The organism is Uliginosibacterium sediminicola (assembly GCF_039631295.1).
Taxonomy (GTDB): Bacteria; Pseudomonadota; Gammaproteobacteria; order Burkholderiales; family Rhodocyclaceae; genus Viridibacterium; species Viridibacterium sediminicola.
This window is the reverse complement of sequence record NZ_JBDIVE010000008.1, coordinates 67,287-82,129: the sequence shown is the minus strand read 5'-3', so window position 1 is coordinate 82,129 and position 14,843 is coordinate 67,287. Positions and strand designations below refer to the sequence as shown.

Genomic DNA, 14,843 nt, shown 5'->3' with positions numbered 1-14,843 from the left:
GCCGCAAAGCGCAGACGGCAGGGATTATCCGGACTTGCGCTGCCCCAGCAGATAAACCTCGGCGCTGCGATCACGCGAAGCCTCCGGCTTACGTGAAGCCACGCTGGCAAACATCGCCTGCATGGCCTTGCGGTAATCCATGAAGCCCGCGCCCTGAAACAGCTTGATGAGCATGTTGCCGCCCGGTCTCAAGTGTTTGTCGGCAAAATCGAGTGCAAGTTCAGCCAGATGCATCATGCGGCCATCGTCACTGACCGACACTCCCGACATATTGGGGGCCATGTCCGATAAAACAAGGTCTACCTGACGACCGTCGAGCAAGCGCTCGAATTCGGCCAGCACTTCATCGTCGCGGAAGTCCCCCTGCAAGAAGCTCACGCCCGGCAAGGGCTCGACCGGCAACAGATCGAGCGCCAGCAACAAGCCACCCGGCTGGATCCGCCGTGCTGCCACCTGGCACCAGGAACCCGGCGCAGCGCCAAGGTCGACAACCACCATGCCCGGCTTGAGCAAGTGGTCCTTGTCGTCGATCTCCATCAGCTTGTAGGCGGCACGCGAACGCAGGCCTTCGGCCCTGGCTTTTTGCACCCAGGGATCGTTCATATGCTCTTGCATCCAGCCTTTGCTGGTCTTGCTACGCTTCATGGCAGTAAAATAGCGGTTTGCTGAAAGAAATACTCAATGTTTGAACTAAAACCTATCCAGCGTCGCGAATTGCGCGCCAAAGCGCATCACCTTGATCCGGTTGTCAGCATCGCTGGCAACGGTCTGACCGAAAACGTCATCAAGGAAATCGATGCCGCCCTGAAAGCCCACGAACTGATCAAGATCCGCGTCTATGGCGATGATCGCGACGCACGTGTGGGTTATCTACAAGAAATCTGCAAGCAGCTCGACTGCGCCGCCGTGCAAAGCATTGGCAAACTGCTGGTGGTGTTCCGCCCGCAGCCCAAGGCACTGGTCGTCAAGGAAGCGCCGGCCAAGTCCGGCAAAGCTGCTACGCCGCGCACCGCCGCACGCCCCACCACCAAGGCGCCGCCGCGCGCCAAGCTGCGCGGCGTGTCCGAACGCGTGCGCAAGACCCCGCTGGGCAGCGCCCGCCCGAAGAAAAGCGCACGCTAAGTCGCTGCGGCCGGCGCGCTCAGCGCCGGTAGATCTGGGTCACCAGGGCGATGCCGAGCACGCTCTGGATCAGGTAGAGCACGCTCGACACACCGTGCCAGGCGACAAAACGATCCTTGAGCACGCTCTCCATCACCTCACGCGGCAAGGCTTCGGCCTTGAGCTGGGCGATGACGGGGGTGACGCCAAAATGTCCGGCAAGGGTCAGCAGAAGCATCAGGAAGATCAGCCAGAAGACGGCCGTCTTCAGGCTGCGTGCGCCCTGGCGCGCCAGAACATAGAGCAACGCGTAAGCGGCCGAACCGATGCCCAGCCAGGCGATGATCGCGAAGAGCTTGCCGGCCAGATTGCCAGCCAGGGTCTTGTCGGCCAGCTCGTGGAACAGCACCGGTGCGGTGAGAAAGCCCACCGCCCACAGCGCGCCCACCCACAGCGTGATGCAGATGGCGAACAGATAATCGGCCACACGGTTCATGCCGGCAACTCCAGAAGTTTGACGCAGAAGTCCGGGGGATTCCTGCCGCTCAGATGTATTTGACGTCCAGCACTTCGTATTCGCGCACGCCGCCGGGGGCTTGCACCTCGGCGACATCGCCGGCGAACTTGCCGATCAGGGCGCGCGAAATCGGCGAGGAGATGGAGATCTTGCCCGACTTGAGATCGGCCTCGTCGTCACCGACGATCTGATAGGTCACCGATTCCCCGCTGTCCAAGTCTTCCAGCTCGACAGTCGCACCGAAGACCACGCGGCCGTCAGCATCAAGCAGCTTTGGGTCGATGATCTGGGCAGACGACAGCTTGCCTTCCACCTCCTTGATGCGCCCTTCAATGAAGCCCTGGCGTTCCTTGGCTGCATCGTACTCGGCGTTTTCCGACAGATCGCCGTGCGAACGCGCCTCGGCAATCGCCTCGATCACGCGCGGACGCTCCACCGTCTTGAGTTGATGCAGCTCGGCGCGCAGCAGCTCCGCGCCTTTCACGGTGAGGGGAATCTTGTTCATTGTTTGGCGCTCAGTTCTGCGTGCAAGCTTTGCAGCGAATAGGTTTCAAGACCGGCCAGATGACGCATGCCCATACAGGCCGCGCGCGCACCTTCGATGGTGGTGTAGGAAGTCACCTTGGCGGCCAGCGCGCTGGTACGGATCGAGCGCGAGTCGATGATGGCCTGACGCTTTTCCTCGACCGTGTTGATGACCAGGGCGATCTCGTTATTCTTGACCATGTCGACAATGTGCGGACGACCTTCCATCACCTTGTTGACCGGAGCAACTTCAATGCCCATCGATTGCAGATGGGTCGCCGTGCCCTTGGTCGCGACCAGGGAGAAGCCCAGATCGATCAGCTCGCGCGCCACTTCAACCGCCTTGGGACGGTCAGCCGGCTTGACGCTGATGAACACCTTGCCTGCCGTGGGCAGACGCGTGCCACCCGCCAGCTGGCTCTTGACGAAGGCTTCGGCAAAGGTGCGACCGACGCCCATCACCTCGCCGGTGGACTTCATTTCCGGCCCCAGAATGGTGTCGACGCCGGGGAACTTGTTGAAGGGGAACACAGCCTCCTTCACCGAGTAGTACGGCGGCACGATCTCGCCCTTGATGCCTTGCTCGGCCAGCGACTGACCAGCCATGCAGCGTGCGGCGATCTTGGCCAGCGGCAATGAACAAGCCTTGGACACGAAGGGCACGGTACGCGAGGCACGCGGATTCACTTCGAGCACATAGACCACGGCATCGTCGCCCTTGCCCTGGATGGCGAACTGCACATTCATCAGGCCGACCACATTGAGGCCACGCGCCATCACTTCGGTCTGGCGGCGCAGCTCGTCCTGCAGCTTGGCCGACAAGGTATAGGGCGGCAGCGAGCAAGCCGAGTCGCCCGAGTGCACGCCGGCTTGTTCGATGTGCTCCATGATGCCGCCGATCATGAATTGCTTGCCGTCAGAGATGGCGTCGACGTCGACTTCAACCGCGTCATTGAGGAAGCGGTCGAGCAGCACCGGAGAATCATTGGAGACCTTGACGGCCTCGCGCATGTAGCGCTCCAGGTCCTTCTGTTCGTGCACGATTTCCATCGCGCGGCCGCCCAGCACATAGCTCGGACGCACCACCAGCGGGTAACCGATTTCGGCGGCCAGGGCGATCGCATCCTGCTCGTTGCGCGCGGTGCGGTTGGGCGGCTGCTTGAGGCCCAGATCGTTGAGCAGCTTCTGGAAGCGCTCGCGGTCTTCGGCGGCGTCGATCATGTCCGGCGAGGTGCCGATGATCGGCACGCCATTGGCTTCGAGCTCGCGAGCCAGCTTGAGCGGCGTCTGGCCGCCGAACTGCACGATCACGCCGACCGGCTTTTCAATCGCCACGATTTCCAGCACGTCTTCAAGCGTCAGCGGCTCGAAATAGAGGCGATCCGAGGTGTCGTAGTCGGTCGACACGGTTTCCGGATTGCAGTTGACCATGATGGTCTCGTAGCCGTCCTCGCGCAGCGCCAGCGCGGCATGCACGCAGCAATAATCGAACTCGATGCCCTGGCCGATGCGGTTGGGGCCACCGCCGAGCACCATGATCTTTTTCTTGTCGGTCGGCAGCGCTTCGCACTCGTCCTCGTAGGTCGAGTACATGTAGGCGGTGTTCGAAGCGAACTCGGCCGCGCAGGTATCGACGCGCTTGTAGACCGGACGCACGGCCAACGCGTGACGACGCTGACGCACGGCTTGCTCGCCCACCTTGAGCAGCTTGCCGAGGCGACGATCCGAGAAACCCTTGCGCTTGAGCAGGCGCAGCTCTTCGGCGCTGACCGAATCCAGCTCGCGATCATCGAGATCCATCTCGTGATCGACGATGTCCTTGATCTGCGCGAGGAACCACGGGTCGATCTTGGTCAGGGCATGCACTTCTTCCAGCGTGAAGCCGTTTTCGAAGGCGTCGCCAACGTACCAGATGCGCTCGGGGCCGGGCTCGCCGAGTTCCTTTTCGATCTCTTCGCGGTCAGTCGTCTTCTGGTTCAGGCCATCAACGCCCACTTCCAGGCCGCGCAGCGCTTTCTGGAAGGACTCCTGGAAGGTGCGGCCAATCGCCATCACCTCGCCCACCGACTTCATTTGCGTGGTCAGGCGATTGTTGGCGGTCGGGAATTTCTCGAAGGCAAAACGCGGCACCTTGGTGACGATGTAGTCAATCGAGGGCTCGAAGGACGCCGGCGTCACGCCGCCGGTGATGTCGTTCTTCAGCTCGTCGAGGGTGAAGCCGACAGCCAGCTTGGCGGCGATCTTGGCAATCGGGAAGCCGGTGGCCTTGGAGGCCAGCGCCGAGGAGCGCGAGACGCGCGGATTCATTTCGATGACGATCAGGCGGCCATCGCGCGGATTGACCGCGAACTGCACATTCGAACCGCCCGTATCGACACCGATCTCGCGCAACACCGCGATCGATGCATTACGCATGATCTGGTATTCCTTGTCGGTCAGCGTCTGCGCCGGCGCGATGGTGATCGAGTCACCGGTGTGCACGCCCATCGGGTCGAGGTTCTCGATCGAGCAGACGATGATGCAGTTGTCCGCCTTGTCGCGCACCACTTCCATCTCGAACTCTTTCCAGCCCAGCAGCGACTCTTCGATCAGCAGCTCGTTGGTCGGCGAGAGGTCGAGGCCGCGCGTACAGATCTCGACGAATTCCTCGATGTTGTAGGCGATACCGCCGCCGCTGCCACCCATTGTGAAGGACGGGCGGATGATCGCCGGGAAGCCCAACTTGGCCTGCACGGCCAGCGCTTCTTCCATGCTGTGGGCAATGCCCGAGCGCGCTGATTCGAGACCGATCTTGGTCATCGCATCCTTGAACTTGAGGCGGTCTTCGGCCTTGTCGATGGCTTCCGGCGTCGCGCCGATCAGCTCGACCTTGTACTTGTCGAGCACGCCATGGCGCCACAGATCCAGCGCGCAGTTGAGCGCGGTCTGGCCACCCATGGTCGGCAGCACGGCGTCCGGACGCTCTTTTTCGATAATGCGTTCGACGACTTGCCAGGTAATCGGCTCGATGTAGGTCACATCGGCCATTTCCGGGTCGGTCATGATCGTAGCCGGATTGCTATTGACCAGGATGACCTTGTAACCCTCGTCACGCAGAGCCTTGCAGGCCTGGGCGCCGGAGTAGTCGAATTCGCAGGCCTGGCCGATGATGATCGGGCCAGCGCCAATGATGAGGATGGATTGGATGTCTGTACGTTTGGGCATTTTGTTTGAGGGACTAGGAATTAGGGATTAGGGATTAGGAAATTCATGCGGGCGCCCCGCGCCCGGAAACTTCACACTCGCCCCTAGCCCCTAGCCCCTTTACCCTTTTCCATCAAGGCAATGAATTGATCGAACAAGTAAGCCACATCGTGCGGACCAGGGCTCGCTTCCGGGTGCCCCTGGAAGCACAGCGCCGGTCGGTCGGTCCACACCAGGCCTTGCAGGCTGCCGTCGAACAGCGACACATGGCTGGCACGCACATTGGCCGGCAGCGTCGCGGCATCGACCGCGAAACCGTGGTTCTGGCTGGTGATCAGCACGCGGCCGCTATCCAGATCCTTGACCGGATGATTCGCACCGTGATGACCGAACTTCATCTTCAGCGTCTTGGCGCCCGCGGCAAGACCGAGAATCTGGTGACCCAGACAGATGCCGAAAGTCGGCAGCTTGCGTTCAAGGAATTCACGCGCAGCGGCGATGGCGTAGTCGCACGGTTCCGGATCGCCGGGGCCATTGGAGAGGAACACGCCATCCGGATTGAGCGCCAGCACTTCGGCGGCCGGCGTCTGCGCCGGCACCACGGTCAGCTTGCAACCGCGTTCGGCCAGCATGTGCAGAATGTTCTTCTTGACGCCGAAATCGTAGGCCACGACATGAAACTTGGGTGCCGATTGCTCGACATAGCCCTGGCCCAGCTTCCACTCGCCCGAAGTCCAGGGGTAGGACTTGTCAGTCGTCACCACCTTGGCCAGATCCATGCCGGCCAGGCCGGGGAAGCTGCGCGCCTTGGCGATGGCAGCTTCGGCATCCAGCCCGGCAGCGCTCGTCGCGGTGACGATACAGCCGGCCTGGGCACCTTTTTCACGCAGGATGCGGGTGAGCTTGCGGGTGTCGAGGCCGGCGATGCCGACCGCGCCTTGCGCCTTCATGTAGGCATCAAGACTTTGTTCGGCACGGAAGTTGGAAACACGCAGCGGCAAGTCGCGGATGATCAGGCCGGCAGCATGCACCTTGCCCGATTCACTGTCTTCGGCATTGACGCCGACATTGCCGATATGCGGTTGGGTCAGCGTCACGATCTGACGCGAATAAGACGGGTCGGTGAGGATTTCCTGGTAGCCAGTCATGGCCGTATTGAACACCACCTCACCCACCGAATTGCCTACGACGCCGAATCCCTGCCCGTAAAAAATCGTTCCGTCGGCAAGGGCAAGCAAGGCATGCAGGGTGTCGGACAAGGTAAAACTCCTGAAGTCGTCATTCCGGGGAGCCACAGCAGCCGGGGCACCGCAGTCGGCGCGCCCTGGGCGCGTGACGGGTGACGTAAAAAACGGGACGGTCCCCTATCGAACTGGGCCCATCCCGTTGTTTTTCCCTAGCTAGATACTGCTGCAGCTAATTTCTGGAATTGTAACGTTTTTTGCCACCTCCGGCAATGCCGACCGTCACCACAGAACCTATCAAGGCCTCAAAGCGGCTTGATTTGCTGCCGCAAATAGCCCGCCAGGCGGTTAATCTCCTTGAGTAAGGCGGGTGTGGCCGCCAGCGCCCCATCGGTGTCGCCCTGACGCCCCACCATCTCCAGCCGGCGCGCCGCTTCAGCCGCATGCATGGCGCCGAAAATCCCGACTGAAGACTTGACCGAATGCGCCACCGCACCCAGCGCCTGGGCATCGCCCTTCTGCACAGCGGCCTGCAAACGGTTGCAGACATTGCCGACATCGTTGAGAAAAACACTGATCAGCGCGGTGACTGCCTCCTCGTCACCTTCGAGCAGGCTGCGCGTTTGCGAGAGGTCAGCGATCTCGTCGGCGTCACCGCGCAGCAACTCGTCGGTGCTGATCATTTCCGACTCGACATCGGTGCGCGAATAGCGAGCGCAGGCGCGCTCGATGGCGGCGAACAGCTCGGCCGGCTGGATCGGTTTGGTCACATAGTCGTCCATGCCCGCATCAAGGCAGCGCTCGCGGTCGCCGGCCATCACGTGCGCGGTCATCGCCACAATCGGCACCGACTCCCAGCGCCCTGACATCGCCCAGCTGCGCCGCGCCTCGCGTGCGCGGATCGCCCGCGTCGCCTCCAGCCCGCCAAGAATCGGCATCTGCACATCCATGAGGATGATGTCAAAGCGCTGCTTCTCGAAACAGTCGATGGCTTCCTGACCATCGCTGGCCACCGTCACCTCGAAACCATTGCGTTCGAGCACCTTGCTGGCCACGGTCTGGTTGACCGGATTGTCTTCCACCAGCAAGACCTTGCGCCGTTTGACCGGCTTACCCACTTCAGCCAGCGCTTCGTCGATGCGGAACTCTTCCAGCGCTTCGGCCGGCTCGACATTGTTGACCAAGGCCAGCCGGATTGCATCGAGCAACTCGATACTGGAAAAGGGCTTGACGACATGCGAGCGCACCCCGAGCTGGCGGCAACGCGCCGAGTCATTACGCTGCGATTCGGTGCTGAGCATCATCACGATGCGGTCGCAGGGCGCGCCCTCGGCGTGGAAGTGCGACGGCAACTCGAAACCACCGGGTTCGGGCATCTTGGCGTCAACCAGCATCAAATCGAAGGCATCGCCGGCTTTTTGCGCCATGCGCAGCGCCGCCATCGCTTCGTCGCCACTGATCGCCTCGACCACCATGACGCCCCAGCGCCGCAGGTTTTCAGCGATATTGCGGCGCACGCAAGCATTGTCCTCGACCAGCAACAAGCGCCGCCCGCGCAGACTGCCATCGAGCTGATCGCCATTGACGCTGTCACGCAGCATTTCCAGTTCGGCCGTAAAGTGGAAGCAGCTGCCGCGCCCGACTTCACTCTCCAGCCAGATGCGGCCGCGCATCAGCTCGATCATGCGGCGGCAGATCGCCAGGCCCAGACCGGTCCCGCCGTAGCGCCGCGTGGTCGAGGTATCGGCCTGCGAAAACACGCCAAACACATCGTCCTGCTTGTCTGCGGCGATGCCGATGCCGGTATCGCGCACGCTGAACTGCAGGCGGACATTACGGCCATGCGCGCCGACCTGGCGCACACGCACCTCGATTTCGCCTTTCTCAGTGAATTTGATGGCATTGCCGACCAGATTCAACAAGACCTGGCGCAAACGGTTCGGGTCGCCGCGCAAGACTTCCGGCGTGCCGCTCTCGATGCCGTAGACCAGCTCCAGCCCTTTCTGATGTCCGCGCAGGGCAAGCGCCTTGAAAGCATCGCTGAGCACCGCTGGCAGCGAGAACTCGATGTTCTCCAGCTCCATGCGGCCGGCCTCGATCTTGGAGAAGTCGAGAATGTCATTGATGATCGACAGCAGGGATTCGGCCGAGCGCTTGACGGTCTGCAGGTAACCGCGCTGCTCGTTGTCCAGCGGCGTGTCGAGGGCCAGCTCGGTCATGCCGATGATGCCATTCATCGGGGTGCGGATTTCATGGCTCATATTGGCCAGGAAGTCCCCCTTGGCGCGGCTGGCCGACTCGGCCAGCTCCTTGGCGCGCAGCAATTCCATCTCGAAACGCTTGCGCTCTGAAATATCGCGATGCACACCAACCATGCGCAAAGCCTTGCCGGCAGGGTCGCGATCCACCACGCGGCCATAGGTGGCCACCCAGTGCCAGCTGCTATCGGCGTAGCGCAGACGATACTCGGCCGAGAACACCTCGCTCTTGCCCAGCAGATGCTCGTCGAGCCGGCTGCGCGCGGGCAGCACGTCGTTGGGATGGATCAAGGTCTCCCAGAAGCTGAGGCCTTGCAGCAAGTTCTCATCACTGATGCCCAGCACCTGCCGCCACTGCGGACTCAGGTAGCTGCCATGGGTGACGAGGTCCCAATCCCACAGGCCGTCATGGGCGCTATCGAGCGCCAATTCAACACGGGCGCGCTGGTTGATTTCGTCTTCGAGCAGGGTTTTCAGGCGCCAGGTCAGCGATTCGGGTGAATCGTCACAGGCGTCGAAAAAGCGCGCACGGCCCGCCCGCGCAGCGAGCTGTTCGAGCTCGGCACGCAGCGCTGTTATTGTTGTCGGCCGCTCAGGCAGTGTCATGGCATGGGGTTGTGTGCATACTCAGCACAGCAGATAACGGGATCGGGGGCCCCAGACTGAAGCCCCCGCCTCCACTCAGCCGGCCAGCGCGGCGCAAGCTTGTTCCAGGCGCTGCAATCCCTCGTCCAGCTCGGCCTCACTGATCGTCAGGGATGTCGCGATACGCAGCACGTTCGGCCCGGCCTGCAGCATCAGCACGCCACGTGCGGCACCGGCACTGATCAAATCACCGGCGCGATTGGCAAATGCCGGGCTCATTTCGCAGCCGAACCACAGACCAAAGTAGCGCACCTCGGAGAAGCAGCCATAGCGCTGGCCGAGTTCGCGCAGCTTGGCCGCAGCGCGATCCGCCTTGTCCTTCACGCTAGCCAGCAAGGCCGGCTCGCGGATGAAGTCGAAAGCGGCTTCGGCCACGGCGCAGGCCAGCGGATTGCCACCGAAGGTCGAACCATGACTACCCGGCTTGAAGTAGTTGCCCACCGCCGCCGTGGTCAGCATCACGCCAATCGGAAAACCGCCACCGATGCCCTTGGCGGTGGTCAGGATGTCGGGCACGACTTCGGTGTTCATGTAGGCGTAGAGCGCGCCGGTACGACCGTTGCCGGACTGGATCTCGTCGAAGATCAGCACCGCGTCATGGGCCGTAGTGAGTTCGCGCAGCACTTGCAGGAACTCCGGGCTGGCCGGGATGATGCCGCCTTCGCCGATCACCGGCTCGACGATCACGGCGCAGGTCTTCGCACCGATGACGCGCTTGACCGCCTCGATGTCATTGAAATCGACATGGATGATGCCAGCCGGATTGGGGCCCATGCCCGAAGAGTATTTGGGCTGGCCGCCGACCGAGACGGTGAAGAAGGTCCGGCCGTGGAAAGAGCCGTTGAAAGCGACGATTTCGATCTTGTCCGGATTGATATCGACGCCGCGCTTGCGCGCCAGCTTGAGCGCGGCCTCGTTGGCCTCGGCGCCAGAGTTGCAGAAGAACACCTGCTCGGCAAAGGTCGCCTCGCAGAGCTTCTTCGCCAGGCGCAGCGCCGGTTCGTTGGTGTAATAGTTGGAGACGTGCCAAAGCTTGACCGACTGCTCGCTCAAAGCCTTGAGCAGCACCGGATGGCTATGGCCGAGCGCCGTCACCGCCACGCCGGCACCGAAATCGATGTAGTCACGTCCCTGCTGGTCCCACAGGCGCGAGGCTTCACCTCGCACGAAAATCATTTCGAGCGGGTTGAAGACAGGCACCATGTACCGATCAAAATCGGCGCGTTGGACAGCAGTACTCACGAGCGTTCCTTTCAATGAACGTGGACGAAAATCCGATCTTACTACCTCAGACCGGCGCAGCAAAAACAAACCCCGCCGAAGCGGGGTTTTGATGAATCTTTCTCGGTGCGAGAATCGTGCAGCGGGCGTAGCGAGCGGTTCGAGGTCAAGTCGAGAAGCGCAGACGTACGCATGTACGTTGAGCATCGCAGACTTGAGATCGGGCCGCGCAGTAGCCTGATGCGCGGTTCGGATTTAGCCGAAGCGGCCCGTGATGTAGTCTTCCGTTTCCTTCCGCGCCGGCTTGACGAAAATCTTGTCCGTATCGCCGAACTCGACCAGCTCGCCCAGATACATGTAAGCCGTGAAATCCGAGATCCGCGCGGCTTGCTGCATGTTGTGGGTGACGATGACGATGGTGAATTCTTCCTTCAACTCGTCGATCAGCTCTTCGATGCGCATCGTCGAGATCGGGTCCAGCGCCGAGGTCGGCTCGTCGAGCAGGAGCACTTCGGGCTTGACCGCCACGCCGCGGGCGATGCACAGACGTTGCTGCTGACCGCCGGAGAGGCCCATGCCGCTCTTGTGCAGCTTGTCCTTCACTTCGTCCCACAGCGCCGCCTTGCGCAGTGCCCATTCGACGCGCTCGTCCATGTCAGCCTTGGAGATGCGCTCGTGCAGATTCACGCCGAAGGCGATGTTGTCATAGATCGACATCGGGAACGGCGTCGGCTTCTGGAACACCATGCCAACCTTGGCACGCAGCGACGACAAATCGATGGCCGAACTGAGGATGTTATTGCCTTCGAGCAGCAGCTCACCCTCGGCACGCTGATCCGGATACAGGTCGTACATACGGTTGATGGTGCGCAGCAGGGTCGATTTGCCACAACCGGAGGGGCCGATAAAGGCCGTCACATGGCGACGCGCCAGCGACAGGTTGATGTTCTTCAGGGCGTGATACTTGCCGTAGTAGAAATTGAAGTTCTTGAATTCGATCTGCGAGACGAGCTTGGTCATCTTGTTTTCCAATTTTCTCTGTCAGTGCTGTGCTTCTTGGCGGAAGAACACGCGGGCAACGATGTTGAGGACGAGGACGGCCACCGTGATGATCAGCACCCCTGCCCAGGCCAGCTGCTGCCACTCGGTGAAGGGGCTCATGGCAAAGCGGAAGATCGTCACCGGCAGATTGGCCATCGGCTTGGTGAGATCGGTGCTCCAGAACTGATTGGACAGCGCAGTGAAGAGCAGCGGCGCCGTCTCACCGGCAATCCGCGCCACCGCCAGCAGGAGACCCGTCACCACGCCCGACTTGGCGGCCCGCAAGGAGACCATCAGGATCACCTTGTACTTCGGTGCACCGAGAGCGAAGGCCGCTTCACGCAAGGTATTGGGTACCAGGGCCAGCATGTTCTCAGTCGTACGCACCACCACCGGCACCACGATCAGCGCCAGCGACACCACGCCGGCCCAGCCCGAGTAGCCGCCGAAGCGGGCCACGACGACTGTCCAGATGAACAGGCCGATGACGATCGACGGCGCCGACAGCAGCAGGTCATTGACGTAACGGGTGACACGACCCAGCGGCGTTTTGACACCGTACTCGGCCAGATAGACACCGACCAGCACCCCGATCGGCGCACCCACCAGGGTCCCCAGCCCGACCATGATGCCGCTGCCGACAATAGCGTTGGCCAGGCCACCGTCAGCCGAACCCGGCGGCGGCGTCATCTTGATGAAGAGATCGAGCGACAAGCCGCCAATACCCAGCTTGAGCACGGTAAAGAGGATCCAGGCCAGCCAGAACAGGCCGAAAACCATGGCCGCCATCGACAGCGTCAGCGCGACGCGATTGATCAGTTTGCGTTGGGCAACAAGTTGCATGGTGTAGCCCTTTCTTACTTGCTGCCTTCGCTACGCGCCAGGCGAGCGAGGAACATTTTGGAAATCACCAGCACGATCAGCGTGATGACGAAGAGGATCAGCCCCAGCTCCATCAGCGCGGCCGTATGCAGACCCGGCGAGGCTTCGGAGAACTCGTTGGCGAGCGCCGAGGTGATGCTGTTACCCGGCATGAACAGCGAGGCCGAGTCGATGAAATTGGTATTGCCGATCACGAAGGTCACGGCCATGGTCTCACCCAGCGCACGACCCAAGCCCAGCATGATGCCGCCGACCACACCTGCCTTGGAGTGCGGCAACACGACGCTCCACACTACTTCCCAGGTCGTGCAGCCCAGACCGTAGGCCGACTCCTTGAGCATCTGCGGCGTGATCGCAAACACGTCACGCATCACCGAAGCGATGAAGGGAATGATCATGATGGCCAGGATGATGCCGGCACAGAGCAGACCGATACCCATCGGCGGGCCGCTGAACAAGGCGCCGATGAAGGGGATCTTGCCCAGCGTGGCCGACAGCGCAGGCTGCACGTACTCACCGAAGACCGGCGAGAACACCAGCAAGCCCCACATGCCATACACGATGCTGGGAATCGCCGCCAGCAGCTCGATGGCCGTACCCAGCGGGCGACGCAACCAGGAAGGCGAGAGTTCGGTGAGGAACAATGCGATACCGAAACTCACCGGCACTGCAATGACCAGCGCGATTATCGAGCTGATCAGGGTGCCGTAGATCGGTGCAACGGCACCGAAACGGTCCATCGGCGGATTCCATTCCTTGGTCAGCAAGAAATGGAAGCCGAACTCATGGATGCTGGGCCAAGCGGCGTAGACCAGCGCTACGATGATGCCGAAAAGTGTCAGCAAGGTCAGCGAGCAGACAATGCGCAACAACCACGCAAAGACCACATCACCCCAATCCTGCCGCCGCGGGGCGACGACCGATTCTGCTTGCTTATCCACCAACATGCTCTCCATCACGGACACCTCCGAGGCCAGTGCGGCCCCGGAAGAATCACCGCCAGAACCCAGCTTTACAGACATAGGATTCTACTTTACTTGCTTACTTGGAAAACACGGGCTTGCCCGCGGCGTCCTTGACCTGAGTCCAGGCGGAGTTCGCGATCAGCTTGATGGTGGCTTCCGGCAGCGGCACATACTCAAGCTCGGCAGCCATCTTCGAACCGTTCTTGTAGGACCAGTCGAAGAACTTCAGCACTTCAGCGCCTTGTGCCGGCTTGTCTTGCGTCTTGTGCATCAGGATGAAGGTGGCAGCGGTGATCGGCCATGCATCCTTGCCCGGTTCGTCGGTCAGGATTTCATAGAAGCTGTTGCTCCAGTTGGCGCTCACCGAAGCGGCCGCGAAAGTCGTGTCGTCCGGTTGCGGGAAGGCCTTTTCCTTGTTCTGCACCAGCGCGTAGGTCAGCTTGTTTTGCTTGGCGTAGGCGTATTCGACATAGCCGATCGAGCTCGGAATGCGTTGCACGAAGGCCGAAACACCTTCATTACCCTTGCCACCCAGACCCACCGGCCACTGCACGGTCGTGCCTTCGCCAACATTCTTCTTCCACTCCGGCGACACCTTGGAGAGGTAGTTGGTGAAGTTGAAAGTCGTGCCCGAACCGTCGGCGCGGCGCACCACGGCGATGTCATGCTCCGGCAGGTTGATCGAGGGGTTCAGCGCCTTGATTGCTGCGTCGTTCCACTTGGTGATCTTGCCGGCGTAGATATCAGCCAGCACAGCGCCCGTGAACTTCAGCTCGCCGGGCTTAATACCTGCCAGATTGACCACCGGCACGATGCCGCCGATCACAGCGGGGAATTGCACCATGCCGTTCTTGGCCAGATCTTCCGGCGTCATCGGCATGTCGGAAGCACCGAAATCGACAGTCTTGGCCGTGATTTGCTTGATACCGGCACCCGAACCCACCGACTGGTAGTTCACCTTGTTGCCAGTCGCCTTCTGGTAAGCATCGGCCCACTTGGAGTAGATCGGCGCCGGGAACGAGGCACCTGCACCCGTCACCTCAGCGGCGGAAGCTGCCAGCGACACGCCGGCCAGAAGGCTCATCAGAACTGCAGAAATCAAAGTCTTGCGCATTGCGTTTCCCCATAGGGTGAGTGAGAACGGGCGCAAGCTTATTTCTGTTCTGTTACACGCATATTTCAGACACAGAGCGCGCCGGCACAACCCAACCATCAAACATCGCCGCTTGGCGGCGCATTCGACGGCAATGGCGGGCCCCATTCGGCGATGTCAATCAACGCTTCAGCCGCATCATGTCTGGCCTTAATATGCCAATCTGGC

The 14,843-nt window shown here is 61.3% G+C and carries 12 protein-coding genes; 1 reads left to right on the top strand and 11 read right to left on the bottom strand.

Annotated elements, in window-relative coordinates; all coding sequences use genetic code 11:
• Positions 1-24: 24 nt before the first annotated feature.
• Positions 25-645, bottom strand: a complete 621-nt coding sequence (locus ABDB84_RS14350; RefSeq protein WP_345920438.1) for an RlmE family RNA methyltransferase — start codon at positions 643-645, stop codon at positions 25-27.
• 36 nt (positions 646-681) lie between these two features.
• On the opposite strand from ABDB84_RS14350, the gene yhbY reads away from it, so the two are divergent.
• Complete coding sequence (gene yhbY / locus ABDB84_RS14345; protein WP_345920437.1) at positions 682-1,122, top strand: ribosome assembly RNA-binding protein YhbY; 441 nt, start codon at positions 682-684, stop codon at positions 1,120-1,122.
• A 19-nt stretch (positions 1,123-1,141) separates the two neighbouring features.
• On the opposite strand, the gene ABDB84_RS14340 is transcribed toward yhbY, so the two are convergent.
• The 10 genes from ABDB84_RS14340 to pstS all read right to left on the bottom strand — a co-directional run bounded on the left by ABDB84_RS14340 (position 1,142) and on the right by pstS (position 14,636).
• Positions 1,142-1,597: a DUF4149 domain-containing protein gene (locus tag ABDB84_RS14340; protein WP_345920436.1), complete on the bottom strand. Its 456-nt coding sequence runs from the start codon at positions 1,595-1,597 to the stop codon at positions 1,142-1,144.
• Positions 1,598-1,646: 49 nt separating this feature from the next.
• Positions 1,647-2,123: a transcription elongation factor GreA gene (gene greA, locus ABDB84_RS14335; protein WP_345920435.1), complete on the bottom strand. Its 477-nt coding sequence runs from the start codon at positions 2,121-2,123 to the stop codon at positions 1,647-1,649.
• Complete coding sequence (gene carB / locus ABDB84_RS14330) at positions 2,120-5,347, bottom strand: carbamoyl-phosphate synthase large subunit (RefSeq protein ID WP_345920434.1); 3,228 nt, start codon at positions 5,345-5,347, stop codon at positions 2,120-2,122. The genes greA and carB overlap by 4 nt, the downstream gene beginning before the upstream one ends.
• Positions 5,348-5,430: 83 nt before the next feature.
• Positions 5,431-6,585: a glutamine-hydrolyzing carbamoyl-phosphate synthase small subunit gene (gene carA / locus ABDB84_RS14325; RefSeq protein WP_345920433.1), complete on the bottom strand. Its 1,155-nt coding sequence runs from the start codon at positions 6,583-6,585 to the stop codon at positions 5,431-5,433.
• Positions 6,586-6,815: 230 nt separating this feature from the next.
• The gene (locus ABDB84_RS14320; RefSeq protein WP_345920432.1) at positions 6,816-9,374 is read right to left on the bottom strand and encodes a response regulator; all 2,559 of its coding nucleotides are present in this window, start codon (positions 9,372-9,374) and stop codon (positions 6,816-6,818) included.
• Between the two features lie 75 nt (positions 9,375-9,449).
• Entirely contained in the window at positions 9,450-10,655 is a 1,206-nt protein-coding gene (locus ABDB84_RS14315; RefSeq protein WP_345920431.1) for an acetylornithine/succinyldiaminopimelate transaminase, read from the bottom strand.
• A gap of 234 nt (positions 10,656-10,889) precedes the next feature.
• Positions 10,890-11,654: a phosphate ABC transporter ATP-binding protein PstB gene (pstB, locus tag ABDB84_RS14310; RefSeq protein WP_345920430.1), complete on the bottom strand. Its 765-nt coding sequence runs from the start codon at positions 11,652-11,654 to the stop codon at positions 10,890-10,892.
• 21 nt (positions 11,655-11,675) lie between these two features.
• The gene (pstA, locus tag ABDB84_RS14305; protein ID WP_345920429.1) at positions 11,676-12,518 is read right to left on the bottom strand and encodes a phosphate ABC transporter permease PstA; all 843 of its coding nucleotides are present in this window, start codon (positions 12,516-12,518) and stop codon (positions 11,676-11,678) included.
• A gap of 14 nt (positions 12,519-12,532) precedes the next feature.
• Positions 12,533-13,498, bottom strand: coding sequence for a phosphate ABC transporter permease PstC (pstC, locus tag ABDB84_RS14300; RefSeq protein ID WP_345920428.1), 966 nt, complete (start codon positions 13,496-13,498; stop codon positions 12,533-12,535).
• A gap of 100 nt (positions 13,499-13,598) precedes the next feature.
• On the bottom strand, positions 13,599-14,636 hold the full coding sequence (pstS, locus tag ABDB84_RS14295) for a phosphate ABC transporter substrate-binding protein PstS (protein ID WP_345920427.1): 1,038 nt from the start codon (positions 14,634-14,636) through the stop codon (positions 13,599-13,601).
• Positions 14,637-14,843: the final 207 nt, after the last annotated feature.

Excerpts from the sequence above, each read along its gene's own strand:
- ABDB84_RS14350 (WP_345920438.1), bottom strand. The coding sequence starts at position 645 with ATGAAGCGTAGCAAGACCAGCAAAGGCTGGATGCAAGAGCATATGAAC.
- yhbY (WP_345920437.1), top strand. The coding sequence starts at position 682 with ATGTTTGAACTAAAACCTATCCAGCGTCGCGAATTGCGCGCCAAAGCG.
- ABDB84_RS14340 (WP_345920436.1), bottom strand. The coding sequence starts at position 1,597 with ATGAACCGTGTGGCCGATTATCTGTTCGCCATCTGCATCACGCTGTGG.
- greA (WP_345920435.1), bottom strand. The coding sequence starts at position 2,123 with ATGAACAAGATTCCCCTCACCGTGAAAGGCGCGGAGCTGCTGCGCGCC.
- carB (WP_345920434.1), bottom strand. The coding sequence starts at position 5,347 with ATGCCCAAACGTACAGACATCCAATCCATCCTCATCATTGGCGCTGGC.
- ABDB84_RS14320 (WP_345920432.1), bottom strand. The coding sequence starts at position 9,374 with ATGACACTGCCTGAGCGGCCGACAACAATAACAGCGCTGCGTGCCGAG.
- pstB (WP_345920430.1), bottom strand. The coding sequence starts at position 11,654 with ATGACCAAGCTCGTCTCGCAGATCGAATTCAAGAACTTCAATTTCTAC.
- pstA (WP_345920429.1), bottom strand. The coding sequence starts at position 12,518 with ATGCAACTTGTTGCCCAACGCAAACTGATCAATCGCGTCGCGCTGACG.
- pstS (WP_345920427.1), bottom strand. The coding sequence starts at position 14,636 with ATGCGCAAGACTTTGATTTCTGCAGTTCTGATGAGCCTTCTGGCCGGC.